Below are 26,080 nucleotides of genomic sequence, written 5' to 3' on the forward strand. Positions count from 1 at the left end.
CGGCGCCAGCGTCGCCGCCCGCGCCGCCGGCACCACCCGCGCCACCGGCGCCACCGGCGCCGCCGGCACCACCGCCGCCGCCTGCGCCGCCCTGGCCCTCGTCCGCGCACGACGCGCTGCAGCCGTCGCCGTCCGCTTGATTGCCGTCGTCGCATTCCTCGACGCCCGATTGCACGGCCCCGTCCCCGCAGCTCGCATTCTCGCACGTCGAGAGGCATGCGTCCGTGTCGTCGTCATTGCCGTCGTCGCACGCCTCGTCCGCCTGCACCACGCCGTCGCCGCACGTCGCCAGCGAGCAGTCGTTCTTGCAGCCGTCCGTGTCGTCGTCATTGCCGTCGTCGCAGGCCTCGACGCCGTCTTCGACAAACCCATCGCCACAGATCGCCTTCTTGCAATCCGAAACGCAGGTGTCCGTGTCGTTCATGTTTGCGTCGTCGCACTCCTCGACGCCCGATTGCACGAACCCGTCGCCGCAGCTCGCCGCGAGGCAGGTGCCGAGGCACGCGTCCGTGTTCGACATGTTGCCGTCGTCGCAGGCCTCGCCCGGCCCGACGACGCCGTCGCCGCAGCCCGGCAGCGAGCAGTTGTTCCGGCAGCCGTCGTCATCGACCGTGTTGCCATCGTCGCAGGCCTCGACGCCCGATTGCACGAACCCATCGCCGCAGCTCGACGCCTTGCAGCCGACGAGGCACGCGTCCGTGTTGTTGCCGTTGCCGTCGTCGCAAGGCTCGACGCCTGCCTGGACGAACCCGTCGCCGCAGCTCGCCTGCACGCATTGATTGAGGCACGCGTCCGTGTTGCTCGCGTTGCCGTCGTCGCATTGCTCGACGCCGGCCTGCATGAAGCCGTCGCCGCAGCTCGCCTGCACGCAGGTGTTCAGGCATGCGTCCGTGTTCGAAACGTTCCCGTCGTCGCATTGCTCGACGCCGGTCTGGGTTTGACCGTCGCCGCACTTCGCGTTGACGCACGTGTTCAAGCACGTGTCGTTGTTGCTCTGGTTGCCGTCGTCGCATTGCTCGAAGCCCGCGCGGACGACGCCGTCGCCGCACTTGGCTTGCACACAGGTGTTCAGACAAGCATCCGTGTTCACCACGTTGCCGTCGTCGCATTGCTCGACGCCGGCCTGCACGACCCCGTCGCCGCATTTCGCGGTCATGCACGAGTTCAGGCAGCCGTCCTCGTTGTTCATGTTGCCGTCGTCGCACTGCTCGACGCCCATTTGCACGACGCCGTCGCCGCACGTCGGGGCCTTGCACGTGCTCAGGCAGGTGTCATTGTCGTTCTGGTTGCCGTCGTCGCACACCTCGACGCCGGCCTGCACGTACCCGTCGCCGCAGCCCGCGTTCTTGCAGCCCATCACGCAGGCATCGGTGTTCACCATGTTGCCGTCGTCGCACTGCTCGACGCCCGTCTGCACGTACCCGTCGCCGCAGCTCGAGTTCGTGCAAGCGTTCAAGCAGGCGTCGTTGTTCGACGTGTTCCCATCGTCGCATTGCTCGCCGGCTTGCACGTACCCGTCGCCGCAGGCCGCGGGCTTGCAGGCGTTCGTGCACACGTCGGTGTTCACCATGTTCCCGTCATCGCATTGCTCGACGCCGGCCTGCACATACCCGTCGCCGCAGGCCGCGGTCTTGCAACCCATGACGCAGCCGTCGGTGTTCGACGCGTTCCCGTCGTCGCACTGCTCGACGCCCGTCCGGACGAACCCGTCGCCGCAGGCCGCCGCCATACACGTCGCGAGGCAGGCGTCGGTGTTCGACGCGTTCCCGTCGTCGCATTGCTCCGGACCGTTCGTCATGCCGTCACCGCAATAAGGCCCGGGGCCCGAGCAGTCGGCCTTGCATTTGCCGTATTGCCCGTTCACCGCCCCGTCGTCACAGGCCTCGCCCGCGCCGAGCGCCCCGTCGCCGCAGACCGACACCGGCGCGTATTCGTAGGCGCCCATGTCGTACTCGGCGCCGTTCAGCCCGTCGCCGTTCAGCGGCCGGATCGTGCCCTCGATGTCCTTGTTCGGCGCGCCCGTCGCCGTGCCCGCATCGATGCAGAAGCTCGACGCCTGGAGCTTCAGGTTGGAGGGCGCCGCGACATAGAGCGGGGTCGACGAGATGCAGCCGACGCCCGCGCTCGTCCCCGAATAGTTCGTCGAATTCCCCGACACGTCCGAATACGTCACCGTCACCGACGACGTCCCGCCCCCCACCTCCCGGTAGATCCCGTACGGGGTGTTCGTCACGATCGCGTTCTTGATCGTCACCGTCAGCATCGGCGACGACGTGTACGTGTACACGCCGTACGACCCGTTCTGGTTCAGCGTCGCATTCGTGATCGCGAGCGACACGCTCCCCGCGCCCGACGAATACACGTACACGCCACGATTCGAGTTGTTCCGGATCACCGCGTTCGTGATCGAGCCGCCACCCGTCCCCGTGTAATACACGCCGTACGAGTTCGTGTGCGCCGTGAACCCTTCGAGCGTCGGCGTCCCTTCCGACACGTGAATGCCATACTGCGCGTCCGAGATCGTCACGCCCGACAGCACCGGGTTCGCGGCTCCCTGCCGGAACACGACCCCGTACCATTGCGACGCGCCTGTCGTCGTCCCCGACAGCGTCACCGGCTGCGCCGCCGTCCCCTTCGAGTTCAGCGTTCCCCGCACGACGAACTCCGTCTCGCTCACGTCGAGCCCCGAGCCCATCACGTCGCTCGTCGAGAAACGCAGCGTCACGCCAGGATCCAGCGTCAACGTCACCCCGGGCGCCACCGTCAGGTCACCCGCCACCGTGTACGGCGAGCCCGCGAGGTTCAGCGTCGTGTTCGTCCACAGCACCCCGTGCCACCCGCTCGTCGGATCACTCGTGTACGGCAATGCTCCGATGTCGGTCCCCGCCGCGCTCGCGAACCGCGCTGGCGAATTCGACGTCAGCCGCAGGTTCGACGACGACACGTACAGCGGATTCGCCAGAATGCACCCCGTACCCGCGCTCGTCCCCGAATAGTTCGTCGAGTTCCCCCACACGTCCGAGTACGTCACCGTCACCGATGACGTCCCGCCCCCCACCTCCCGGTAGATCCCGTACGGGGTGTTCGTCACGATCGAATTCGTCACCGTCACCGTCAGCGTCGGCGACGACGTGTACGTGTACACGCCGTACGACCCGTTCTGGTTCAGCGTCGAATTCGTGATCGCGAGCGACACGCTCCCCGCGCCCGACGAATACACGTACACGCCACGATTCGAGTTGTTCCGGATCACCGCGTTCGTGATCGAGCCGCCACCCGTCCCCGTGTAATACACGCCGTACGAGTTCGTGTGCGCCGTGAACCCGGAGAGCATGGGCGCGACGTCGGCCACGTGAAACCCGTACTGCGCGTGCTGCACGACGAGCTCCGTCGTCGTGAGGACGGCCGTCGCCGCGTCGACGACGACGCCGTACCACTGACTCGCGCCCGACGACGTGGAGCGGAAGTTCACCGGGCTCGCCGCGGTCCCCTGCACCTCCAGCGTGCCGCGGATCGTCATCTCGACCTCGCCGGTATCCTTGCCCGTCATCAGGCCGTCCGACGTGGCGAACTGCACCTCGACGCCGGCCTGGATCGTAAGCGTCGAGGTCGCGGGGACGACGATGTCGCCCTGCACGATGTAAGGGCTCCCGGCCAAGGTCCAGGTCTGGTTGATGATGTTGCCGCCCGTGACCGTCGTCGCGGCCTGGGCAGCGCGGGGACACGCGAGCAAAACGATGGCCCATAAAAGGGCGACCCACGGATATACGAGCGCTATCGGGCGCTTCATGGCTAGCTCCTCCGCAGAGACGTTCGCGCGGGCGCGGGGCACCTTTCCCCCTCCGGCCCGACGGTGACGCGACGCTACCGCAAGCAGTTCTCCGACTCAACGTCCACTCGATCCCTGGCTTGCCTCCGCGCCGCTTCCATGCCCCAATGATCGTCCAGCGATGCGCGCAAACGACGACGAGGAGGCCGGGGAAGAGACCGGCACGTTTGGTCCCCTTTTCGACAACCGCGGCACGATGGCCGCCCTCGCCACGACCAACGAAAACCTCCCTGCACCCCCGCCCCGCGCCGCGTTCCTCGTCGCCTACGACCGGCTCGCCGAGCTCGCCGCCGCCGCGCGAAAGCCCGGGTTCGCCGTCGCGGTCATCGACGCGCGCGCCCGCCTCGCTGGCGCCGTCCTCTGCGAGGCAGGATCGCCGCTCACCATCGGCCGGCACACGAAGTGCCGCTTGCAAGTGCCTTCGTCCGCCATCTCGCTGCGCCACATGGCCGCCCTCGTCCTCGCCGAGGGCGGCGCGCCGAAGCTCAAGGTCTGGGACCTCAACACGAAGCTGCCTTTCCGCGCCGAAGACGGGCAGGAGAGCGGCGCGCTCGCCTCCGACGGCCCCACGTACCTCTCGATCGGCGCGTACGCGCTCTGGTTTTTGCCGTGCTCCCCGGCCGTCAAGTGGCCCGAGCGCGCGGGCGACGCGTGGACCTCGATGCCGCCGCGCACGTTCGTCGATCGCCGCGCCCCGGCCGCCGCCGACAAACGCGCGGGCGTCGACGCATTGCCCCCGCCGCGCTTGCGGGGCGGCCCGTATCGAGGCCTCGAAGAGCCCTCGCGCGTCACCACACAAGCCTCACCGCTCCTGCTCGGCGACGACGAAGAGCCCGAGATCGCCTGGGGCACGATCCGCCTGCAGGCCGGCATGGCGAAGGCGAAGCGGCGCGTCTCGGCGGAGCGCCTCGAACAAGGCCTGCTCATCGGCCGCTACGAGCGATGTGGCCTCTCCATCGGCGAGATCGACAGGAACGTCTCCCGCGTGCATTTCCTCCTCGTCCGCATCGGCGCGGACGTGTGGGCCATCGACACGGGCAGCACGAACGGCGTGCGCCGGAACGGCCGCTCGATCGAGGCCGAGGTCTTGGCGGACGTGGATCGTCTCGAGTTCGGCTCGCGGATGATCCTCGACTGGCACCGGCTCGAGCACCCCGAGGCCTGATGCGCCCCGACCTCTCCGCCGTCCCGATCGTGGACCTCGCCCCGCTCGTGCACGGCGGCCCAGACAAACGCTCCGCGGCACGCGCGATCGACGAGGCTTGCCGCGGCTCGGGGTTCTTTTACGTCGTGGGCCACGGCGTCGACGAGGCCCTCGCCGCGCGCATCGACGCGCTCTGCCGGGCGTTTTTCGCGCAGGATCTCGATCGAAAGCTGGAGATTCGTATGGAGAAGGCGGGCCGCGCGTGGCGGGGATATTTCCCCGTCGGCGGGGAGCTCACCTCCGGAAAGCCCGACATCAAAGAGGGCATTTATTTCGGCGCCGAGCACGGAGACGACCACCCGCGCGTCCGGGCCGGGCTCCCGCTGCATGGGAACAACCTCTTCCCGGACCTCCCGGGCTTCCGCGAGGCCGTGCTCGCGTGGATGGCCGAAATGACCCGCCTCGGGCACGTCATCCTCGAAGGAATGGCCCTCGGCCTCGGCCTCCCCGCGTCCTATTTCGCCGAACATTATACCGCGGATCCCACGATCCTCTTCCGGGCCTTCCATTACCCGCCTCCACATGACGCGTCCGAGGGCTGGGGCGTCGGAGAGCATACCGATTATGGGTTGCTCACGATCCTCCGGCAGGACGACGCTGGAGGATTGCAGGTGAAATCGGGCGGCCTCTGGATCGAGGCGCCGCCCGTCCCGGGATCGTTCGTTTGCAACATCGGCGACATGCTCGATCGAATGACGGGTGGCCAGTATCGATCCACGCCGCACCGCGTCCACAATCGGTCGGGGAGGAATCGGATCAGCTTGCCGTTTTTCTTCGATCCTGGCTGGGACGCGAAGATCCAGGCGATTGACATGGGCCGTGCGGACGGCCGAGCGGGCGAGCGGTGGGATCACCAGGACGTGCACGAATTTCGAGGAACGTACGGGCAATGGCTGCTCGGAAAAGTCGCGAAGGTCTTCCCGGAGCTCGGGCGAACGGCGGGTGTGACGTGAATTTCTCCTCGCCTCCTCCCGATTTCCAGGGCTTCCTGGCCTCCGCCGCGACGAACGTAGAATGCAAGCAGGAGGCCAGGACCGTAAAATTCCTCGTCCTCTCGCGACGTCCCAGCATTCGTGCTATCCGGTAAGGGCCATCGAGAACCACGACCGCATGCGCGCCCGACGCCCTCACATCGCGGATCTCACGACCCAGACGCTGCAATCCCTGCTCACGGGGCCCACGCCGCCTGTCGTGCTCGTCCCGGTCGGCTCCGTCGAGCCACACGGCCCGCACCTGCCTCTCGGGACGGACACGATCATCGGCGACGCCGTGGCGGAGCGCGCGGCCCAGCTCCTCGAAGCGAAGGGGACGGTCGCGCTGGTCGGGCCGAGCGTGCCTTATGGAGTCACGCGTTTCGCCGAGGGGTTTGCCGGCGCCGTCACGGTCACGGAAGCCGCGCTCATTGCGTTCCTGCGCGCCGTGATCGAGGGTTACTTGCATGCGGGGTTTTCCCATGTTTGCCTGGTTTCGAATCACCTCGAGCCCGCGCACGATGCCGCGGTGAGGGCCTCCCTCGAGGGCTTGCCCGCGGGGAGCGCCTCCGTCGCCTCGCCGCTCTCGCGCCGGTGGGCGCGCACGCTCTCCGCGGAGTTCAAGAGCGGCGCCTGCCATGCGGGGCGGTACGAGACGTCCATCCTCCTCGCGGCTGCCCCGGACACCGTCGACGAAGCCCGCATGGCGGCGCTCCCGGCGCTCACGATCAGCCTCTCGGACGGCATCCGTCAGGGCAAAACGAGCTTTCTCGCCATGGGTATCACGGACGCGTATACGGGCGCGCCGGCCGAGGCCACGGCCGAAGAGGGGCGCGATTCGATCGAGCGCCTCGCGACGATGGTCGTGGGCGAAGTGGAAGACGGCCTCGCTGCGAAGGCCCTCCGGGGTGAAGCTTCGCGGAGTGCATGAAATAACAAGGGGGGGAAATGACGAAAGCACAGGAGACCGGCGGCGACGACCGCTGGCGGCGGACGCTCGTCCAGATGATGCAGGGGCAGGCCTACCGCGAGCTCGCAGCGGTGCACCTCTTCGGCCATGGCCTCCAATTCGTCCCGGAGATGCGCTGGCTCAAGCTCTTCACCTGGCACATCCGCGAGGAGCTCGAGCACTACGAGGCCGTGGCGCGCATGTACCATGATTTCACGGGCGAGAGCATCGAGCCCGTCGTGAATGGGCGCCTCGCCGCGCGCCCCGTGCCCCTCGCCGCGAGCTTTTACGAGCTCGCGATGGCGCAGTTCCTTTACGACCGCGGCGGCTTCTGGCAGCTCCGCGAGTACGAGGAATGCAGCTTCGAGCCGTACCGCAAGGTGGTCCGCAAGATCGTCGAGGAGGAGCGTGGACACCAGGCGCTCGGCGAGCGGCTCGTCGTGGAGCTGTCGCTCACGGGGCGATTCGACGCGGACAAACAGCGGCTCTTCGAGCGATGGCTCCGGCAGGGGCTGCTCTCGTTCGGCCGGCCGGACAGCGAGGGGGCGCGATACGCGGTCGCGATGGGGTTCAAAAAGCGTGATCCGGCGGCCGTGATGCAAGACTTCCTCGACGACATCACCTCGGCCATGCGCTTGTGCGGCCTCGTGCTTCCGTCGCTCGCCACGCTCGGGATCGAGGGCCCCGAAAAGGTGCACGCGGCGCCGACGTCGGGGCCCGAGAGCGCGCTGCCGCACACCGAGCGCAGCGCGGGCCAGTCCGCCGCGTAGCGCGATTCCCTCCCCCATTTCCTCTCCCCTTGGGGATGGCGGTCGTCCCCGCCCCTGTCTGCGCGATTCCGCGCGCGCCGAAAACCCCAATACCATTCGCCCGCGGCATGCGAAGGCCTCCACCGAGGACGGCGTTCGGCCGGGCAAAACCAATAAACCAAATGCGCGATGTTCGGGCACGCGCGAAAGGGCAAGCCTCTCGCGCAACGTGGGGCGCGTCCGCCGCATCATCCTTTGCGTGCTCGGACCCGTCTCCTTGTCGATCGTGGCAGGCTCCGCTCCAGCGGCGAACACGATCGACGGCCGTCCGGCGTCGCGCGGCGTCGCATTCGCGGGTACGTCCACGTGCGCGACTCCGAATGCCGCGTCGAATGGAGAGGTGGTAATAAAAATCTCCAGCGCGGCTTGCTTGTCCGAGGTCGCTTGGTAATATTTCATTCATAGGAGCTGCCGACGATGAGGCGCTCCTCGTTGACGCAATTCGCTTCGGATCGGAGCGCCCCGTGGAGCTGCAGCACGCAGCTCCACGAAGGCGAGCCAAGTAGTACGAGCTAACGACACACCTGCTTCGATACGGGGGAAAGAAACACACCATGAAGAAGCTGCTTTCGTTTGCGTTCGCCGCCGCGATGATCGTGCCCTCCAGCGCCGCCATGGCCCTCACGGAGGGAGCCGCGTTCGAGGTCTACGTCAACGACGACTTCGCGGGGACGATCTATCCCTACCTCTACAAGGACGCGGGGAAGGCGTGCCTTTACGTGTCCGAGTGGTACAACCAGGGCTACCTCATCAGCGAGGAGTGCGACTTCCTCGAGCGCAAGACGAAGGGCTACCTGAGCTGCCTCGGCAACAGCTACATCAACTTCCCGACCACGATCGCGAGCGACGTGTATTGCCGTGGCTTCAATGACTGGGGCCTCTCGCTCCAGATCGAATACATGCACGTGGGCGAGCATTACGACGGGTTTGCCGGCGTCGTGAAGTACGCGGGTTACCCGTACGTCAACACGATCGAAGCCTGGGAGTACTGAGATCGCATCGCGGTAGGGCCGGCACGCCGGCCTGAATCGGCGAACCACGGGCGCCGCCGCTCACCACGGCGGCGCCCGTGTCTCTCCGGCCATCACCCTGAAATCATCCTTTTGCCCGACAGGCGATGTCGAGGTTCACGATGCACCTGCCCACGAACCAGAAAAAGCCTTTCTTTCGTTCCCCTGCCGGATGGGCCACGCTCGGGACCATGCCGGTCCTCGCCCTCGGCGCCTTCCTTCTCTGGCCTTCCGCGACGCCCAGCCACGCCGCCGACGCGCAAGACGCCTCGGCGCCCGACGCCCGCGCGAAATACGTCAATCGTGGTCTCTTCTCCTCCGGCAGCGAGGAGCCGGGCGAGGAGCAGGCGAAGCTGATCACGGGCCGCGTCTATTCGATCGACGGGCAGCCCCTCGCCGGCGTGCAGGTCTCGGCCACGAGCTTCGCCATCGCCGGCAACCTCCCGACCACGGTCGCGTCGCTCGATACCGACGCCGAAGGCCGGTTCGAGATGCACCTCGCCGACGGCTCCTACCAGCTCGTCGCGAACAAGAGCGGATATGGGCCCTCGTTCGTACCCGCGCAGACCGGCGATACCGTCAGCATGGTGCTGACGAAGAGCGGCGTCGTCCAGGGCCGCGTGCTCGACGCCGATCGCGCGCCGATGCAGCGCTTCGTGATCGACGTGCTCACCGCCGCGCCCGATAGCTTCGCCGCGCCCATGCCGCTCTTTTCCAAACGATTCGAAGGGACCAACGGCGCGTTCGAGGTCGACCAGCTCCCAGCCTGGCCCGTCGTGATCCGCGCGACCGCCGTCGACCACGCCCCGGCCTTCTCGCCCCCTGTCTACATCGAAAAGCCCGGCGACACACGCGATATCGAGCTCCAGCTCGGCGACGGCTGCGTCCTCGAAGGGACGGTGAAAGACAGCGCCGGTCGCCCGCTCGTGGACGTCTTCGTGGACGCCGAGGCGCGATTCCCGGGCGGCGTGAGCGAGGTCTCGATGGAGGCCGCGGCGCGCGCCGAGAGCGACGAGCAAGGCCGCTTCCGCATCGAGCACGGCCCCTCGGGAAAGGTCGTCCTCCGCGGCTACGACGGCGAGCACGCGCCGAGCACGCTGGTCGTGGAGGTCGCGAATTGCCAGCCGTCGAAGCCCCTCGACCTCGTCATGTCGGGCGGCGGCAGCATCGCCGGCGTGGCGCGCAAGGGCGACGGCACCCCGCTGCCCGGCGCGCGGCTCACGCTCATGCAACGCGCGATCGGGTTCGTCAATGTGATGGCCGACGAGGAGGGCGAATTCCGGTTCGATTCGATCCCGCCGGGCAACACGCGCCTCGAACTCCTCTATGGCAATCAACGCACGTCGACCTCGGTGCGCGTGGAAGAAGGGGCCGTCACGGAGCGCGACATCACGGTTCACCCGGCGGGTCAGGGTGAAATTCGTGGGCGCATCACGGCGAACGGCACGCCCCTCGCGGGCGTCCAGGTCCTCGTCGCGGCGAACCGCGGCCGTACCGAGGGGCTCGACATCCGGTATCCCGTGACGGACAAGGACGGCCTCTACAAACTCTCGGGGCTCCCCGAAGGCCATTATGCCGTGAACGTGGTCACGTCCGCGAAGACCGAGGGGGTCCAGGTCGAGGAGGGCCAGGTCGCCGTCCTGGACCTCGATATCGCCGCGCCGCAGAAGACGAGCGCGCGCGACGAAGCGGAATGAACGGACGCCGTGGATCGCGCGGGGGCGGCCGGGCGCCGCCCTCGCGAGGCCGCGTGCGCGGCCGCGCCGGTCCGTGATAGGCTCGGGGCCTCGCCATGCCGGAACCCTTGAAAAACAGGTTTACCTTCGAGCTCGGCACGCCCGAGGGCACGCTGCGCGCGAACCTCGCCATCCCGGCCGAGCCGATGCGGCTCGCGGATCTCTCGCGGCTGGTGATGCCGCTCGACGACCAGATCGTCGCGCTCGGCGTCAAGAAACACCTGCCGACGCTCGGGGCGATCTCGTGCAAGAAGGGCTGCGATTCCTGCTGCTACCAGCTCGTGCCCGTCTCGCCGCCCGAGGCGTTCATGATCCACGATCTCGTGTCGGCGATGCCCGAGACGCGGCAGGAGGAGGTGCTCACGCGGGTCGTCGACGCCGAGGCGGCGCTCGAATCGTTCGGGCTCGACGAGGCCTCGTTCTCGGGGATGGCGAACGACGACGAGCTGCGCAAGCTCCTCATCGCGTGGCATCACCAGGGCGTCGCGTGTCCGTTCCTCGAACGTGGCACGTGTACGGCCTATACCTCGCGCCCCTCGGGCTGCCGCGAGTATCTCGTGACGTCGCCGGCGGAGAACTGCACGAAGCTCGGCGAGGCCGTGATCCGGCGGATGCCGCTCTCGATTCGCATGTCGCTCGCGCTCTCGCGCGTGGCCGCCCGCCTGCTCGGCGGCGAGCCCACGATCTTCCCGCTCACGCTGGCCATCGGCTGGGCCGAGGCGCACGAGGAGGAGGGCCAGCGCCGATTCGACGGCTTCATGCTGGTGAACATGCTGCTGGAGGAGCTCTCCGGGGGAAAGCCCGCGGACAAACCATCCTGATCGAAGTTCGTCCGCGGGCCGGGATGGGGTGGGCTCAGGGCGTCACGAGACCCGTGAACATCATGGCGCTCGTGTTTCGTGGTTCGGACTTGAACGGGGCCGCGAAATCGTCATTGTCCCTTACCGTGGCCGAGACCTGGATGTAATAGAATTTCCCGGGCTGCAGGATCCCCTCGGGGAGGGTCATGTTCGGGCTTTTGACGTACACGTTCGCGACGGTGCGCCGCGTCGAGAGGGTGCCGTTTGCGTCCGTGAGGTCGGTCGTATCGACGACGCTCACGCGATACCGCGTGGGGCTGCCCAGGGACGGCGCGGTCCACGTGATGGCCGGCGTCGTCCCGACGCCCGTGGTCACCTGATCGTACGGCGTATCCTTGCCGGCGACCTTGATGTCTTGCGGGAGGCCGAGGGGCGGCGTGAGCGGCTTGCCCGTGAGCTCCTCCACGGGCGCGGACAGGGTGAAGTTGCCGCGGAGCGACTCCGAGGTCGCTTCGGGCAGGAGCGATCGGACGCTCTTCGTGAACGTGATGACCACTGCGGCAAAATTCTGCCCGCCCGTGAAGGGGTCCCCGTAGGAATACGTATGCGCATAGTCGCCGGCGAGCACCATCGTCCCCGCGTCACAGGCGCTCGCGCACGCGACCGGATCGCATCCGACTCCGTGGCAAGCGGGATCCGGGTTCGAATACGCGGTCCCGTAGCCCACGCTCATGCCGAGCAGCGTGACGAATGCGCCGAGCGCGGGCGCGGTCCCGACGGGCTCGTGGTCGACGCTGACGCCGACGAAATGGGTGCTGAGCGGGGTGTTCGGGAGGAGGGCGTTCCAGGCCGAGCCCTTGTAATCGAGGTCGAAGCTCTTTTGCGGCGCCGGCGCGAAGGTGCCCTTCACCACGCTCGTGCCCCCGTTCGTCATGGTGAACGGCATGGCCTGCATGGATTCGGCCGTGGCCGTGTAAGTGTAGCCGTTCCAGGGGTTGCCGTCGTCGGTCGGGGTGCCGACCTGCTGCGTCACGCCGTGGACGACCGTGACCTCGTCCCCTTTGCTCGCGTCGATGAGAGTTCGGTCGCCGTTGAACTGGACGAACACGTCCTCGGCATTGATTTTCCAGGTGGAGAGCTGGGTGGCTCCGTTGGCGGGGGGGTTGTCCTCCGGGGGGCTCGACGAGGGGTAGATATAGGAGAGGACCGTGCCGTTTTGCGAATAGATCTGGATCTCGTCGTCTTGGGTCAGAATGTTGCCCATGTCGTCGTAGGTGGCGACCTGCATGGGCACGCCGAGCGTCGCGTCGAACGTGAGGTACGTCGGCTGCGACATGGGCGCGGGATCGGGCCGGCCGCTGTGAAGATATCCGATGTCGAGCGTACGCGCGTCGGTCGCGACGAACGTCCGGACCGGCGGCGCGTTCATGAACTGGGACGGCGGGCCCTCGAGGGCGAGGAGATACGGCCCCATGGGGACGTCGGGGATCGAGATGTTCCCGTCTGCGTCGATCGTGCCCGGGTAGGATTGCAGGGTTCCGCCCTGGTCGACGAGGGCCTCGATCTTCGTCCAAAATCTGCTGCGCACGGTGACGTCACCGGTGGTCGGCCGGTGGAGGTCCTTCGAGGTGCCCGTCACACCGTCGGCCGAGCCGCCGGTACCGCCATTTCCGCCATTGCCACCGGCTCCGCCATCGCCGCCGCTGGCGCCGCTACCGCCGTTCCCGCCGCTGGCGCCGCTGCCGCCACTGCCGCCGCCGCCCCCACCACTGCCGCAAGCAGCCGTCGCTGTCACGGCCAGGAGAATGCCCAAAGAAAATAAGCTGTAGGTTCGCATAAGTGCTCCTTGCAGCCGGGAACAGTAGCGGCGCCTACGACCCCGCGGTAGGAGTTTCGCGTCCGGGGCATGAATCGGACGTTCCGCCCAGCGCGGATCTCATCGACCGATCACGAGCGCCTCATAAGGACGCAAGACGGCCTCGCCCTCGCGAATCGGGAGCGGCGTGGGGTAGGTGGAGACCAACGCGAGGCGGCAATCTCCCGGGAGCCTTACGCGCCTCGTCGCGTCGTCGAAATGGAGGAGCACGTCGACGACGTCATCGCCGAACGAACGACGATAGGCGAGCACCTCGGGCGGGAGCGCATGCTCGGGGTAGAGCGTGAGCGCGCCGGCCTGGAGCGCCGGGCGATCTTTGCGGAGCTGGAGCAAGCGCCTGTAGCAATGCAGGATCGAGGCGGGATCACGCTCCTCCGCCTCGACATTGATGGTCTCCGCCGCCGGGTGCACGGGCAGCCAGGGCGCGGCCCCTGGGTCCGAGAAGCCCGCGTTTGGCGCGGCGGACCATTGCATCGGCGTGCGGCAGGCGTCGCGGTTCAGGAGGACGCCCGCCGCGTGGAGCTTTCGCGCCACGACATCGGGGAGGAACCGGTACATCCGCGCGAGCGGGTCCTTCGCGGTGGCGAGCGGCAAAGCGAGGTCCCGCATGCCGATCTCCTCGCCGTAATAGACGAACGGAATGCCGCGGGCCGTGAGCTGCACGGCGGCGCTGAGCTTTTCGCGCTCGGGGTGGTAGCCGAGCCGCTCGCCGCGCCGGGAGCGATCGTGGTTGCCGAAGACCCACGTGGGCACGAGCGGCGCCGGCATCTCGCGCTCGAATTCGAGCACGAGCTCGCGAAACCCGGCCGCCGTGAACGGGGCGCGCATGGCCTTGAACAAAAAGACGCTGTGGAGGCCGTCGTCGCTGTCGACGTTCGGGGGGTCCGCTCCGGCGAGCGGAGCGCCTCCCCCGCAATACCGGCGCAGCACGCTCGGCTGCCCGAAGACCTCGCCGACCAGGAAACGCGGGGAGTCGTGGAACTCGTTGGCCACGCGCCGGAGCGTGCGCGCGAAGGCGATCGTCTCCGGGTGGTGGAGCGTGCGCCGGTAGGATTGCAAGAACCCGTCGGGGTCGTCCTCACTCGGGAGGAGGCGGGTCGAGAAGGGGTTGTCCTCGAATCGTTCGTCCTTGAAGATCGCGTGAAAGATATCGAGCCGGAGGCCGTCGAAGCCAAACGCGAGCCACCGCCGGACGACGCCGAGCATGGCCTCCTGGACCTCGGGGTTGCGATAATCGAGGTCGGGCTGGAACGGCAAGAAGCTCGCCCAGTACCATTCTTGCGTGCGTTCGTCCCAGTGCCAGCCGCGCGGCCCGACGAGCGAGCGCCAGTTGTTCGGCGGCGCCTTCCCGCCGGGCTTCTTGCCGGGCCGCCAGATGTACCAATTTCGTTTCGGGTTCGTCCGGCTGGAACGGGACGCGCGAAACCAAGGGTGCTCGATCGACGTATGGTTCAGGACCATGTCCGCGAGGACGCGCATTCCGCGCGCGTGGGCCTCGTCGAGCAAGCGCCGGACGTCGTCCCGCGTGCCGTATTCGGGCGCGACGGCGTCGTAATCGGAGACGTCGTAGCCGAGGTCCTGCTGGGGGCTGCCATAAAAGGGGCAGATCCAGAGCGTCTCGACGCCGAGATCCCGGAGCCAGTCGAGCTTCCGCACGATCCCCGGCAGATCCCCGATTCCGTCGCCGTTCGTATCGAAAAAGGAGCGAGGGTAAATCTGGTAGACGGTCGTCCGTGCCCACCAGGGCGGAAGCTCGGGCCCTTGCATGTCGTTTTACATCCCGCAGGCGGGGAACTGCCCCTGGCCGGGCGAATCACCCGCCTCGATGAAGGGGATCCCGCTGTCTTCGAGCACGCTGCCGTACACGTCGGTCACGCGGATCGTGTACGGCCCCGGGCCCATGCCCTTGTCCTCGACGAAATAGTTGTACTCGAGCCTCTGGACCTCGTGCCATGCGCCGTCGTCGCTCTTCCACTCGAATTTGGCGATGGCGTTGCGGTGGTTGCGGATCTGCACCGCGGTCCACCACTGGTTCGAGCCTTCCTTGAAATGGTAACGGATCGTCCCGGCGCCGTCGCAGGGGACGAACTGCCACGAGATCGGGATGCGGCCCTTTTCGAGCGGCGCGAGCAAGGCAAAGGCGTCGGGCGAGAGGTCGATGTCGCCATGCACGCATTCGGGGCAGAGATCGACGATACGCACGGTGATCTCACCGTCCGGCCCTTTGACGTGCGCGCAGGCGCCGCAGACGCCCGAATTCGCATAATCCTCGGCGTTCATGGCGCCGACGAGCAGCGGCGAATCCGCGGAGACGTCGAAGCTGCAAGCGCCGGAGCCGTTCGCGGCGTAATAGGTGCCCTCGCCCTCGAAGGTCGGCGCATTGTCGCAAGCGCCGAACCCGGAGCCGGTGCTGCCCGCGCCCGCGCCGCCGTTGCCACTTCCGCCCGCGCCCGCGCCGCTGCCGCCGTTGCCGCTTCCGCCGCTTCCGCCGTCGCCGTCGCCGCCTCCGCCTCCGCCGCATCCGACCGCGAGCGCGAGAGCGGCCGCGAGGCACACGCCATAGGAAGGGCCCAACGTCCCGATCGTTCGATAAGCCATGCCAGGACGGTACCACCCGGGCCGCGCGCCTGTCCATCCGGCAGGAACTTGGCCCGCGCGTCCGAGGCCTGTTAGCGGGCCGTTCATGCGGGCCTCATCGTTCTTCGCCACCGTGGCCATCGCGAGCCTCGCGACGGGTTGTCCGTTGCTCGAGCCGAGCATGAGCCAGGAAGTGGCCTCCCCCGCGCCGGATTCTCTCCCCAAACCGGCGCCGCTGCCCGCCCTTGCGATGCCGACGCCGGCCCCCGCGCCGCCCCCTGCCCCGCAACCGGCCGCAGCGCCTGCGCCCGCGCCGCCCGCCGAGGCGACCGTGGATACGCCGGATTTACCGCCGGATCCGGCCGCGCCCGCGAATCTCGCGCTCACCGAGCCGGAGGCGCCCGCCGTGCCCGAAGAGCCGGAAGAGCCGATCGAGCCGGCCAAAGAGCCGCCGAAAAAACCCGAGGCCGAGGTCTTCGAGCTCGCGAGCATCGCCAAAGAAACCTGGATCTACGCCGAGCCCCGCTGGCGGAGCCGCCGCATCGGGTACCTGCGGGCCGGCGCGATTGTCACGCGCGACGAGAAACCGAAGAGCCGCGCGAATTGTGAAGGCGGCTGGTACCACATCAAGCCCCGCGGCTACGTGTGTGTCGGGACGAACGCGACGCTCGACATTCATCACCCGGTGGTGGAAGCCGCCGCGACGCGGCCCTCGCGCGAGGGTTTGCCCTACACGTACGTGATGTCACGCAATCCGTCGCCGCACCTCTACGCGCGCCTGCCAACGGACGCCGAGCTGCGCGTCGTGGAGCCGGATCTCGGGAGCCACCTGCGCAAGGTCGCGCAGATGGCGCTCGATCCGCAGTTCGTCCCGCTCCCGCCGCCGGATCCCACGCCGGGCGCCCTGCTCTACGGCTTCGCGGCGCCGCCGCTCGCCGGCGTGTCGCGCGGCGCGAACACGCTCGTCGTCGGGCGCGCGAAGGCCCGGTCGGGGTTCGCCTTGCTATCGACGTTCGATCACGAGGACCGTCGTTATGGGCTGACGACGGAGCTCGCCGTCCTTCCGCTCGATCGCACGCGGGTCGTCCGGACGTCCCCGTTCCAGGGTTTGCCCCTCGACGAGGTGACCTTGCCGGTGGCCTTCGTGAAGAGCCGGCACGCCATGCGGTATACGTCCGCGCACGGCGGCCTCGGAGGCGCCACGAAGCTCGGCCACCGTGAGGCGGTTCCGCTCACGGGGAAATCAATCCGTTCGGGCGGCGCCGTGTACCTCGAAGCGCGGGACGGGTCGTGGGTGCGCGAGGATCAGGTGGTGCGCATCGACCCGATGACGCGGCCGCCGGGCTGGGCGCTCGCGGGGCAGAAATGGATCGACGTTTCGATCCTGAAGCAGAGCCTCGTGGCCTACGAGGGGACGAAGCCGGTCTACGCGACGCTCGTGAGCACGGGCGCGGACGGGCTCGGCGACCCGAAAAAGACGCATTCGACCATCCAGGGCGTCTTCCGCATCCACACGAAGCACGTGAGCGTCACGATGGACGGCGACGAGGTGGGCGACGAGTTCGACCTGCGCGACGTGCCGTTCGTGCAGTACTTCAACGAGGGATACGCGCTCCACGCGGCCTACTGGCACGACGATTTCGGGACGCCCCGGAGCCACGGCTGCGTGAACCTCGCGCCGAGGGACGCCGCATGGCTGTTCGGCTGGACAACCCCGGAGGTGCCCGCGGCGTGGCACGCGGGGCTCTCGCTGCGGAGCGGGACGGTCGTCTATACCCATCCGTGAGCTTGCCGAGGGGCCTCGCTGGGGCGTTGCCCCAGACCCCACCCGGGGCTATCCGCCCCAGGACCCAGGACCAGCGCAAGCGCTGGACTCGAGGTCGATGAACTGCGCGATGCGCAATTCATCGAACGAGCCGATGCAAGTCCGGCGACGCCAATGCCAACCCAAGCGGTGTAGGCTGTGGGAGGGCCCGCGCATCATGCGGTGAATTTGCACCGGGACAAAAAAACGAAAACATCGAGCGGCTCGCAAACCGCTCGATGTTCTCGAGGTCCAGGGCTTGCCCTGGTTCGGATCGAGGGGCGAACGGCCCCCCAGGATCCACAGCGGTGCTTGATCAGGGGCAGGCGCTGACGTCGAGCTCGCCGATGGCGAACGGCCGCTCGCTCTGGTCGTAGACGTTCGCTTCGTTGGTCGACGTCACGCTCCAGCCGTAGGACACGACCTCGCCCGTCGCCTCGTCCGAGTAGAGCCGCAGATAGGCCGTGCCGGGGATGTTCGCCGTGAAGACGCCGCTGACGCGGCGGCTGTCGGGATACGACGCATTCTGACCGTGCTCACTGCCCGTCGAGTCGGCGATCGGCAGCGCCCACTGCTTCTGCCCCGTGCGGTACGGTGTGTAGTACCCGGCCGGCGGCGTGATGTCGATCGGATCGCCGATGATCACGGCGGCATGGCCGGTGTACGACCCGGTGGCGTCGATCGCGATGATGTGGCCCGCCTCGATGTCCGCGATGTTCGTGATCTCGACGAAGTTGTGGCCCGTGGTGATGTCCTCGTACCACTGCGCAGCGCTCAGGGTCGAGACCTCGAAGCAGTACAGCCACTGGCTGTTCGTCCAGGCGAGAGCGTTCTTGACCGCCTTGGTGACGAAGCTGCCGCCGTTGCCCGTGCTCGTGCCCAGGAGGGCCAACGCCTCGGAGGCGATGGCGGCGTTGAGCGCAGGATCGGCCTTCGCGTCCGAGGGGAAGCAGAGAGCCGTCGCGACCGCAGCAGCACCGAAGAGACCGAGCTTATTCATGTTCACACCTCAGGAGGAACGACCGCGGTGGTCGTCAGGAAAGAGTAACGATAGCCAACCGGCGCGTGGGCATCAGCAAGTCGAGAGATGCGCACTCGATAGGCGGAGCGTGTGTATACACCTATGTCAACGCAAAGGCTATAGTGGTTGTGGGGGGGGCGTTAATTAATTCGCCGTCGGAACAAAAGCGCCCGCCGGACGCGCTCGCCTCAATGCTCGGCGTCCGCGCGCCCCTCGCGCACGTCGTGCGGCTCACGTCCCGCCCGTACGCGTGGCGCACTTGCCGAGTTCGTGTCGAGCTTGGCTGAAGGGGGACAAATAAAAAACGCTCCCACGAGGGCGCGTCTGAGGCGCGCCCTGGGAGCGTCGAGCCACGCGCTACGGCGCGTGGATGGGATTGATTCAGGGACTGACGGTGAGCTCGCCGATGGCGAACGGCCGCTCGCTCTGATCGAAGACGTTCGCCTCGTTGGTCGACGTCACGCTCCACGAGTACGAGAGGATCTCGCCCGTCGCCTCGTCCGAGTAGAGCCGCAGGAAGGCCGTGCCGGGGATGTTCGCCGTGAAGACGCCGTTGACGCGGCGGCTGTCGGGGAACGACGCATTCTGGCCGTGCTCGCTGCCCGTCGAGTCGGCGATCGGAAGCGCCCACTGCTTCTGCCCCGTGCGATACGGCGTGTAGAAGTGGGACGGCGGTGTGATGTCGATCGGCTCGCCGATGATCACGACGGCATGGCCGCCGTACGACCCCGTGGCGTCGATCGCGAGGATTTGGCCCGCGTCGACATCGTTGATGTTGTCGACCTCGACGAGGTTGGTGCCCGCGACGATGGCGTCGTACCAGCGATCCGCGCTCAGGGTCGAGTAGGAGAAGTAGTAGAGCCACTCGCTGCTCGACCAGCCGAGAGCGTCCTTGACCGCCTTGGTGACAAAGCTGCCGCCATTGCCCGTGTTCGTCCCCGCGACCACGAGGTCCAGCGCCGCGCCCGAGACATCGCCGTCGCCGGTGGCCCGCGCGTCCGAAGAGAAGCAGAGAGCCGTCGCGACCGCAGCAGCACCGAAGAGACCGAGCTTATTCATGTGCGTACCTCAGGAAGAAACGACCAGCTTGGTCGTTATGACAGTGGAACTATGGACAATCGACGAGTGGGCGTCTCCCAAATCAGGAGACGTGCACTCGATAGACGGCTCCGTGTATACCCCAGCGTCAAGGGAAAGGTCAAGCGGCAATCTGGAAATCGATACACGCTCAAGCGGCCCCTCACCCGGGTGCGCCGGCAGCAGGAAACCGACATGATGCAGTGCGCCATTGCCGTGGACACCTCCGAGGACGGGGTGCTGGGGAGGCCAGGCGCATATAAGGAATGGGGGGCCGCCCGGAGGGGGCCGTCTCACGGCCGCAGCGGACACCACACGCGTGTCAGCGCGCGATCTCGGTGACATGCGGGCCCCGGGAGCGGAAGGGGGGCGGGCTCGGGCCCGGGGCAGCGCTCCTTGGTGCCGCGGGCAGGGCGTGGCCGGTGACGGGGTTCGGCCTAGCCTCCGCCCCCGGGCTCACGCGTCCGCGCATAGAGAAGACGCAGAGCATTCACTGCGCCAAGATGGTACACGGTATTGTGCGCCTCCGCTGGAAGCGGCGCATAATGCCATACCAAACCCGAAGGCGCATGCTGGCGCAAAATTTCGGCGAGTTGCTCGGTTTCCTTTGTGTTGTCCTCGACGCCGCCGACCGTCAGGTACAGCGTTTTTCCCTGCACGGCCGGGCTCTTCAGGCGCGGCTCGGCCTGCCTCCGGACGAAACCATCATTCCACCACAGGCTCGGGCTCACCGCGATGTACGTTCCGAACGCGCCCGGATCCTCGAACAACGTCTCCAGGACAAAAAGCCCCGCGAGCGATTCGCCCATGAGGCCCCGCTCCCCGCTGCTCCGATAGTCACGCTCGATCCGCGGGACGAGCTCGCTCGTCAGGAAGGCGCGAAACCGGGCTGAACCGCCGACACGCGGCGCGATCGCCTTGTCCTTCTCGTTCTCCGTGGGGCCCGTCAGGTCGCGGCGACGCTCGGTGTTCTCGATTCCGATCACGATCACCGGCTCCATGATCTCGTTCGCCACGGAGACCTGGACGATGCCGGTGATATGGTGAAAATCCTCGGACGCGCCGCCGTCGAGCAGATAAACCACAGGGTATCGCTGGCTGCTCTCCGTGTAGCCCGGCGGCAGATAGACCGTGATTCGACGTTTCTCGCCGAGCACGGCCGAGTCCATGTCGAACGACTGGCCGATGACGATGGCCCCCGGCGGCGCGGCAGCGGGGCTCGGCGCGGGACAGCGCGCGGCGCAGCCGAAGAGGGTCAAGCAGAAGCCGAAGGTCACCACGGAGAGGAGAGGTCGCATGCGGCGCCCACCCTACCCTCGCCGGTCGAACCATGAAAGCCCGTGTTCGGGTCGACGCCGTCTCCGCACCATCCGCCATCCCGGCAATGTTTCGCCTGCGCCACATCATCGTGCCCATGCTGCACGAGCAAAATTGGCGCGAATCGGGCATTGCCTGCACATGCCTCCGATGCATTCGGCGCTTCTCTCCAGGGTGCGAGCGTGGCCTCTGTTTTGCCAGGGCGCTGTCCCCGTAGCTTTCAGCACCAAGGAGCTTCTCGTGGACACCCATCTTTCCATTCCCGAAGGGATCGCCAATGACGTGCGCCGGATCATCGCCGAGACCCTGCGCCTGCCCGTGGAGCACGTCTCGCTCGACGCGCGGCTCGACGAGGCGCGGCTCGGCATCGATTCCCTCGGGCTCATCAAGCTGAATGTCGCGCTCGAAGAGGCCTTCGACATCACGCTGCCCGATTTCACCACGCCCGAGCAGCCGCACATCCGCTCCGTCGGCGACGTGGCCGCGCTCGTCGCCGGCAAGGTCTCCGCCCAGGCGAACGGAGGTGCACGATGATCTCCGCCGCGCACACCCGCCCCGAGCGCGAGGCCATGGAACGTTCGCCCGCGGAGCAACGCGAGCACGAGCGCCGCGTCGTGGCCGAGCATTACCAGCACGACGTCGAGATCTTCTCGATGGTCCTCGATAGCCGCCTCGCCTACGCGACCGGCGTCTTTGTGCGCCCCGACGAGGATCTGGAGACCGCCCAGGCGCGCAAATTCGCCCGCATCCAGGCCAAGCTCGACATCCAGCCCGGCGAGCGTGTGCTCGACGTCGGCTGCGGTTGGGGCAGCAATCTCTTGTATCTCGCCGAGCATACGAAAGGCGAGTTCTTCGGGATTACCCTCAGCGAGCGGCAACGCGAGGAGGCGATGCGCCGCGCGCGCCTCGCCGGCGTCGCGGAGCGCGTGCACATCGACGTCCGGCATGTGGAGGATCTCGCCCTCGAGCCCGCCTCGTTCGACGTGGTGCTCTTCAGCGGCAGCATCGTCCACATGCACAACCGCGAGGAGATCCACCACGCGGTGGCGCGGATCCTCCGCCCCACGGGGCGCCTGCTCATCTCGGATTGTTATTATCCAGCCGAGCACCGCGGTGATCGCGAGAGCACGGCGACGGATTACATCTTCGTCGAAGCGCTCGGGTATTGCCGCCTCGTCCACCTCAGCGAGGAGCTTGGCTTCATCGAGCGCGCGGGGCTCGACATCTGCCACGTCGAGGACCTCACGAGTTCCTACGCGCTCACGCTGGAGCGCTGGATCGACAACGTCCGCAAGAACCGCCGCCGCATCGAGGCGATCTCCCCGGGGTTTTCGCGGCTCTTGCAGCAATACATGACCGTCGCCAAGCTCTCGTTCGCGCGGCGCACGGCGCTCGAATACATGATCCTGGCGACGCGGGGCCGGCCGCGGGTCGAGGTCGCCTCGTTCCCCATCGCCCCGCCCGCGCGCGAAAAGGGGGAGCAATGAGCACGAGGACGATCGCCGGGCTGCTCCGCCGCCGCGCGGAATCGATGAGCGGAGACGTCGCGATTCGATTCAAGGAGGATCCAGGGTTCGAGGCGTGGACCTGGCTCCGATTCTGGGAGGAAGCGGTACGCGTCGCGGCCGGGCTCCGGGAAGCCGGCCTGCGCCCCGGCGACCGCGTGCTCGTGCTCGTGCCCGAGGTCAAGGCCGCGGTCACGACGCTTTTCGGCATCTGGTCGCTCGGCGCGGTGCCCATTCCCATCGGGCTCCCGTTCCGGTTGACCGATATCGAGGGGTTCCTGGAGCAGCTCCGCAAAACAGCGGACAAACTCTCTGCGCGGGCGCTCGTCACGTCGCGCGCGCTCGCGGCGTTCGCAGGCGCGCCGGGGGCGGTCCGGGTCCTTTGCGCGGAGGAGCTTTCGATGGCGCCGCACGGGTTCTCGCCCGATCCCGACGCGGCCCCCGGCCCTGCCTTGATCCAGCTCACGAGCGGGAGCACGGGGCACCCGCGCGGCGTCGTCCTCGGGCACGAGCGGCTGATGCTGCACATGGCGTGCATGAGCGAGGCGCTGCCGAGCCACGCGGAATCGGTGGCCGTCTCGTGGCTGCCGCTGCACCACGACATGGGCCTCATCGGCGGGCTGCTTTTTCCTTTTTACAATGGGTTTGTCGCGAACATGCTGGCGCCGCAGGATTTCCGGGCGCGGCCCCTCGCCTGGCTGGAGGCGATGTCCTCGCTGCGGGCGACGATCTGCGCGGCGCCGCCCTCGGCCTATGCGCTCATCCTGCGGCTCGCGCGGCGCGCGGCGGAGGCGGGGCTCGACCTTCGGGCCTGGGAATGCGCGATGATCGGCGCGGAGCCCATTTCCCCCGGGCTCTTGCAACGTTTCGCCCAGGCGTTCCGGCCCGTGGGTTTCCGCGCCGAGGCGTTTTTCCCGGTGTACGGGCTCGCCGAGGCCACCGTCGCCGTGACCTTCCCGAAGCTGCTCGCGCCGTCGCGTTTCGCCGTGGTGGATCGCGAAACGCTGGAGCGGACGGGGCGCGCCGTCCCGACCGAGCCGGGCCCGCACGCGCTCGAGCTCACCTGCGTGGGACGATCGATTCCGCAAACGGACGTGCGTATCACGGGCGACGAGGGTGAGGTCCTGCCCGAGCGGCAGGTAGGTGAAATCGAGGTCCGCGCGCCGACCCTGATGCACGAATACCTCGACGATCCGACGGCGACCGCGGGGGTGTTCCGGGACGGGTATCTGCGCACCGGGGACCTCGGATATCTCGACGCAGGCGAGCTTTTCGTCACGGGGCGGAAAAAGGACCTCATCATCAAGGGCGGGCACAACCTGCTTCCTTCGGTGATCGAGGAGATCGTCTCCGAGGTGGAGGACGTGCGGAGCGGGTGCGTCGTGGCGGTCGGCGCGCGGGCGGAGGCGGACGAGACCGAGCTCGTGTACGTGATTGCGGAGACGAAGCTCGATCGAGGCGCCCACGACGCGCTCGGCGAGCGGGTGCGCGCCGCGCTCCTCGTGCGCGGAATCGGGGTCGATCGGGTGATGTTCCTGGCCCCCGGGACCTTGCCGAAGACGACGAGCGGCAAGCTGCGGAGGCGCGCCGTCGCCGAGGCGCTCGCGCAAGGGCGATCGCTCGAATCAGCCTGAGCGACGCGCGACGAAATCGGAAATCTTCGCCATCATCGTCTCCGGGTGCTCCGCGAGGGAATGGTTTACCCCGGGGATCACCTCCAGCGTGACCGGGCCGGGCAGCTCGCGCGCGAATGCGCGGACCACGTCGAGGTTGCCCCATTCGTCGTGTTCACCCTGAACCAGGAGCAGGGGCTTCTGCGTCTCGCGGAGGTAGGAGAAATCGTAGACGTTGATGGGAATCCCGACGCCGATCAAAGCCTTCACGCGAGGGTCCGCCGCGCCGGCGCGCAGGCCGACCCAGGCGCCGAAGGAGTAACCGGCAACGAGGAGGTGGGGATGCTCGGGGGCGAGGAAATCGATCGCCGCGCGGGCATCGTCCACCTCGCCCGCGCCGCCGTCGTAATGGCCCTCGCTCGCCTCGACGCCGCGAAAATGAAAGCGCAGGACCGTGGCCCCCGCGGCGTGGAGGGCGCGCGTGGCCCGGGAAACGACCTTGTTGTAGAGGGTGCCGCCGGAGTGCGGGTGAGGATGGCAAACCACGGCCGCCGCCCGAGGGCTCGGGTGGCGCCGGAGCACGGCCTCGATGCGGCCGGCCGGGCCGGGAAGGAAAAAGGTGCCATCGGGGGGGCGCATGCCGTTTCCATAACACGTGGATTGTCGCGATCGGGAGCCACGCGCCGCGACGCCCCCTTCCCCGCGCTCGCCATCCGGGCTACACACGCCTCCGACCATGACTGCCCAAGAGCCGCTCTCGCTCGACGCCCTCACCGCCATCGACGGCCTCCTCACGGACGAGGAGCGCATGATCCGCGACACCGTGCGCAGGTTCGTGCGCGAGCGGTATCTGCCGCGCGCCGCCGAGCTCTTCGCGAAGGAGCAGTTCGCGACCGATCTCATCCCCGAGATCGCCTCGATGGGCCTGCTCGGCGCCTCCCTCAAGGGATACGGGTGCGCCGGCATGAATGCCGTCTCCTACGGGCTCGCGCTCGGCGAGCTCGAGTACGGCGACAGCGGGCTCCGGAGCTTCGTGAGCGTGCAGGGCTCGCTCGCGATGTACCCGATCTGGCGCTTCGGCTCCGAAGAGCAGAAAAATAAATACCTGCCGAAAATGGCCGCCGCCGAGCTCATCGGCTGCTTCGGCCTCACCGAGCCGGACGCCGGCAGTGATCCCGGCTCGATGAAGACACGCGCGCGGCTCGACGGCGATTCCTACGTGCTCACGGGGACGAAGATGTGGATCACGAGCGCGCCGATCTGCGATCTCGCCGTGGTATGGGCGAAGGTCGACGACGGCGACGCCGCGTCCATCCGCGGGTTCATCGTCGAGCGCGGCACGAAGGGCTTCGAGACGCCCACCATCCACGGGAAGATGAGCCTGCGCGCGAGCCCGACGGGGGAGATCGTGCTGAACGAGGCGCGCGTGCCCAAGGAAAACATGCTGCCCGGCGTGGCGGGGCTCAAAGGACCGCTCTCATGCCTCACGCAAGCGCGGTTTGGCATCTCCTGGGGCGCGCTCGGCGCCGCGCGCGCCTGTTACGACGCCGCGGTCTCGTACACGCGCGAGCGCGTGCAGTTCGGAAAGCCCGTCGCGGCGAAACAGCTCGTGCAGGAGCAAATCGTGGAGATGGCCATGGACATCGCGAAAGGCCAAATCCTCGCGCTGCATTTCGGGCGCCTCAAGGACGCCGGCAGCATCACGCCCGTTCAGGTGTCCTTCTGCAAGAAGAACAACGTGGGCCTCGCGCTGCGCGCCGCCCGCAAGGCGCGCGGCCTGCTCGGCGGCAACGGCATCCTGCTCGACTACCCCGTCATTCGGCACGCGCTGAACCTCGAGAGCGTCTACACGTACGAGGGCACGGACGAGGTGCACACGCTCATCCTGGGCAACGCGCTGACCGGCCATAACGCATTCTGATATCTCGCCCAAAAAGAATGCGCTCGGCAGGCGTCCTCTGGCATGATGGAATGCGAGGTCC

General features: G+C 67.7%; 20 protein-coding genes. 12 read left to right on the forward strand and 8 right to left on the reverse strand.

The window, feature by feature from the left end; genetic code table 11:
• Positions 1-3,790 (reverse strand): DUF4215 domain-containing protein (locus E8A74_RS54175; RefSeq protein ID WP_211365499.1); only part of this gene is annotated, 3,790 nt, incomplete at its 3' end.
• Positions 3,791-3,950: 160 nt separating this feature from the next.
• Between E8A74_RS54175 and E8A74_RS33055 the strand changes: the two genes are divergently transcribed.
• The 7 genes from E8A74_RS33055 (at position 3,951) to E8A74_RS33085 (ending at position 11,329) form a co-directional block, all read left to right on the forward strand.
• Positions 3,951-4,994 (forward strand): FHA domain-containing protein, encoded by a 1,044-nt coding sequence (locus tag E8A74_RS33055; protein ID WP_136933104.1) that lies wholly within the window; start codon positions 3,951-3,953, stop codon positions 4,992-4,994.
• Positions 4,994-5,986 (forward strand): isopenicillin N synthase family dioxygenase, encoded by a 993-nt coding sequence (locus tag E8A74_RS33060; protein ID WP_136933105.1) that lies wholly within the window; start codon positions 4,994-4,996, stop codon positions 5,984-5,986. The genes E8A74_RS33055 and E8A74_RS33060 overlap by 1 nt, the downstream gene beginning before the upstream one ends.
• 157 nt (positions 5,987-6,143) lie before the next feature.
• Complete coding sequence (locus E8A74_RS33065; RefSeq protein WP_136933106.1) at positions 6,144-6,935, forward strand: creatininase family protein; 792 nt, start codon at positions 6,144-6,146, stop codon at positions 6,933-6,935.
• A 17-nt stretch (positions 6,936-6,952) separates the two neighbouring features.
• Positions 6,953-7,723: a Phenylacetic acid catabolic protein gene (locus tag E8A74_RS33070; RefSeq protein ID WP_136933107.1), complete on the forward strand. Its 771-nt coding sequence runs from the start codon at positions 6,953-6,955 to the stop codon at positions 7,721-7,723.
• Positions 7,724-8,316: 593 nt separating this feature from the next.
• Positions 8,317-8,754, forward strand: a complete 438-nt coding sequence (locus E8A74_RS33075) for a hypothetical protein (protein ID WP_136933108.1) — start codon at positions 8,317-8,319, stop codon at positions 8,752-8,754.
• A 140-nt stretch (positions 8,755-8,894) separates the two neighbouring features.
• Positions 8,895-10,469 carry a carboxypeptidase-like regulatory domain-containing protein gene (locus E8A74_RS33080; protein WP_170229560.1) on the forward strand — a complete coding sequence of 525 codons (1,575 nt, stop codon included), beginning with the start codon at positions 8,895-8,897 and terminating at the stop codon, positions 10,467-10,469.
• A 95-nt stretch (positions 10,470-10,564) separates the two neighbouring features.
• Positions 10,565-11,329, forward strand: a complete 765-nt coding sequence (locus tag E8A74_RS33085) for a YkgJ family cysteine cluster protein (RefSeq protein ID WP_136933110.1) — start codon at positions 10,565-10,567, stop codon at positions 11,327-11,329.
• A 34-nt stretch (positions 11,330-11,363) separates the two neighbouring features.
• Here E8A74_RS33085 and E8A74_RS33090 read toward each other — a convergent pair whose 3' ends face one another.
• The 3 genes from E8A74_RS33090 to E8A74_RS54180 form a co-directional block, all read right to left on the reverse strand.
• Positions 11,364-13,145: a hypothetical protein gene (locus E8A74_RS33090; protein ID WP_136933111.1), complete on the reverse strand. Its 1,782-nt coding sequence runs from the start codon at positions 13,143-13,145 to the stop codon at positions 11,364-11,366.
• A 99-nt stretch (positions 13,146-13,244) separates the two neighbouring features.
• On the reverse strand, positions 13,245-14,951 hold the full coding sequence (locus E8A74_RS33095; protein WP_136933112.1) for an alpha-amylase family glycosyl hydrolase: 1,707 nt from the start codon (positions 14,949-14,951) through the stop codon (positions 13,245-13,247).
• A gap of 6 nt (positions 14,952-14,957) precedes the next feature.
• Positions 14,958-15,782: an expansin EXLX1 family cellulose-binding protein gene (locus E8A74_RS54180; protein ID WP_211365500.1), complete on the reverse strand. Its 825-nt coding sequence runs from the start codon at positions 15,780-15,782 to the stop codon at positions 14,958-14,960.
• An 85-nt stretch (positions 15,783-15,867) separates the two neighbouring features.
• On the opposite strand from E8A74_RS54180, the gene E8A74_RS33110 reads away from it, so the two are divergent.
• Entirely contained in the window at positions 15,868-17,547 is a 1,680-nt protein-coding gene (locus E8A74_RS33110) for a L,D-transpeptidase (protein WP_136933115.1), read from the forward strand.
• Positions 17,548-17,881: 334 nt separating this feature from the next.
• Here E8A74_RS33110 and E8A74_RS33115 read toward each other — a convergent pair whose 3' ends face one another.
• The 3 genes from E8A74_RS33115 to E8A74_RS33125 all read right to left on the reverse strand — a co-directional run bounded on the left by E8A74_RS33115 (position 17,882) and on the right by E8A74_RS33125 (position 20,961).
• Positions 17,882-18,565, reverse strand: a complete 684-nt coding sequence (locus tag E8A74_RS33115; protein ID WP_136933116.1) for a hypothetical protein — start codon at positions 18,563-18,565, stop codon at positions 17,882-17,884.
• Between the two features lie 402 nt (positions 18,566-18,967).
• Positions 18,968-19,645 (reverse strand): hypothetical protein, encoded by a 678-nt coding sequence (locus E8A74_RS33120; protein ID WP_136933117.1) that lies wholly within the window; start codon positions 19,643-19,645, stop codon positions 18,968-18,970.
• Positions 19,646-20,100: 455 nt separating this feature from the next.
• On the reverse strand, positions 20,101-20,961 hold the full coding sequence (locus E8A74_RS33125; RefSeq protein ID WP_136933118.1) for an alpha/beta hydrolase: 861 nt from the start codon (positions 20,959-20,961) through the stop codon (positions 20,101-20,103).
• Between the two features lie 259 nt (positions 20,962-21,220).
• On the opposite strand from E8A74_RS33125, the gene E8A74_RS33130 reads away from it, so the two are divergent.
• Genes E8A74_RS33130 through E8A74_RS33140 form a run of 3 tightly spaced genes read left to right on the forward strand, consistent with a single transcriptional unit; the run spans position 21,221 to position 24,119 of the window.
• On the forward strand, positions 21,221-21,514 hold the full coding sequence (locus E8A74_RS33130; protein ID WP_232379862.1) for an acyl carrier protein: 294 nt from the start codon (positions 21,221-21,223) through the stop codon (positions 21,512-21,514).
• Positions 21,511-22,467, forward strand: a complete 957-nt coding sequence (locus E8A74_RS33135; RefSeq protein WP_136933120.1) for an SAM-dependent methyltransferase — start codon at positions 21,511-21,513, stop codon at positions 22,465-22,467. The genes E8A74_RS33130 and E8A74_RS33135 overlap by 4 nt, the downstream gene beginning before the upstream one ends.
• Positions 22,464-24,119 (forward strand): AMP-binding protein, encoded by a 1,656-nt coding sequence (locus E8A74_RS33140; protein WP_136933121.1) that lies wholly within the window; start codon positions 22,464-22,466, stop codon positions 24,117-24,119. Before E8A74_RS33135 ends, E8A74_RS33140 begins: the two co-directional genes overlap by 4 nt.
• Here E8A74_RS33140 and E8A74_RS33145 read toward each other — a convergent pair.
• Positions 24,111-24,737 (reverse strand): alpha/beta hydrolase, encoded by a 627-nt coding sequence (locus E8A74_RS33145; protein ID WP_136933122.1) that lies wholly within the window; start codon positions 24,735-24,737, stop codon positions 24,111-24,113. The genes E8A74_RS33140 and E8A74_RS33145 overlap by 9 nt on opposite strands.
• A gap of 97 nt (positions 24,738-24,834) precedes the next feature.
• Between E8A74_RS33145 and E8A74_RS33150 the strand changes: the two genes are divergently transcribed.
• Entirely contained in the window at positions 24,835-26,019 is a 1,185-nt protein-coding gene (locus tag E8A74_RS33150) for an acyl-CoA dehydrogenase family protein (RefSeq protein WP_136933123.1), read from the forward strand.
• Positions 26,020-26,080 lie beyond the last annotated feature (61 nt).

The organism is Polyangium fumosum (assembly GCF_005144585.1).
GTDB lineage: Bacteria > Myxococcota_A > Polyangia > Polyangiales > Polyangiaceae > Polyangium > Polyangium fumosum.

Bases quoted from the DNA above. Each gene is read 5' to 3' on its own strand.
- E8A74_RS33055 (WP_136933104.1), top strand. From the start codon at position 3,951: ATGCGCGCAAACGACGACGAGGAGGCCGGGGAAGAGACCGGCACGTTT.
- E8A74_RS33060 (WP_136933105.1), top strand. From the start codon at position 4,994: ATGCGCCCCGACCTCTCCGCCGTCCCGATCGTGGACCTCGCCCCGCTC.
- E8A74_RS33065 (WP_136933106.1), top strand. From the start codon at position 6,144: ATGCGCGCCCGACGCCCTCACATCGCGGATCTCACGACCCAGACGCTG.
- E8A74_RS33070 (WP_136933107.1), top strand. From the start codon at position 6,953: ATGACGAAAGCACAGGAGACCGGCGGCGACGACCGCTGGCGGCGGACG.
- E8A74_RS33075 (WP_136933108.1), top strand. From the start codon at position 8,317: ATGAAGAAGCTGCTTTCGTTTGCGTTCGCCGCCGCGATGATCGTGCCC.
- E8A74_RS33080 (WP_170229560.1), top strand. From the start codon at position 8,895: ATGCACCTGCCCACGAACCAGAAAAAGCCTTTCTTTCGTTCCCCTGCC.
- E8A74_RS33085 (WP_136933110.1), top strand. From the start codon at position 10,565: ATGCCGGAACCCTTGAAAAACAGGTTTACCTTCGAGCTCGGCACGCCC.
- E8A74_RS33090 (WP_136933111.1), bottom strand. From the start codon at position 13,145: ATGCGAACCTACAGCTTATTTTCTTTGGGCATTCTCCTGGCCGTGACA.
- E8A74_RS33095 (WP_136933112.1), bottom strand. From the start codon at position 14,951: ATGCAAGGGCCCGAGCTTCCGCCCTGGTGGGCACGGACGACCGTCTAC.
- E8A74_RS54180 (WP_211365500.1), bottom strand. From the start codon at position 15,782: ATGGCTTATCGAACGATCGGGACGTTGGGCCCTTCCTATGGCGTGTGC.
- E8A74_RS33110 (WP_136933115.1), top strand. From the start codon at position 15,868: ATGCGGGCCTCATCGTTCTTCGCCACCGTGGCCATCGCGAGCCTCGCG.
- E8A74_RS33115 (WP_136933116.1), bottom strand. From the start codon at position 18,565: ATGAATAAGCTCGGTCTCTTCGGTGCTGCTGCGGTCGCGACGGCTCTC.
- E8A74_RS33120 (WP_136933117.1), bottom strand. From the start codon at position 19,645: ATGAATAAGCTCGGTCTCTTCGGTGCTGCTGCGGTCGCGACGGCTCTC.
- E8A74_RS33125 (WP_136933118.1), bottom strand. From the start codon at position 20,961: ATGCGACCTCTCCTCTCCGTGGTGACCTTCGGCTTCTGCTTGACCCTC.
- E8A74_RS33135 (WP_136933120.1), top strand. From the start codon at position 21,511: ATGATCTCCGCCGCGCACACCCGCCCCGAGCGCGAGGCCATGGAACGT.
- E8A74_RS33140 (WP_136933121.1), top strand. From the start codon at position 22,464: ATGAGCACGAGGACGATCGCCGGGCTGCTCCGCCGCCGCGCGGAATCG.
- E8A74_RS33145 (WP_136933122.1), bottom strand. From the start codon at position 24,737: ATGCGCCCCCCCGATGGCACCTTTTTCCTTCCCGGCCCGGCCGGCCGC.
- E8A74_RS33150 (WP_136933123.1), top strand. From the start codon at position 24,835: ATGACTGCCCAAGAGCCGCTCTCGCTCGACGCCCTCACCGCCATCGAC.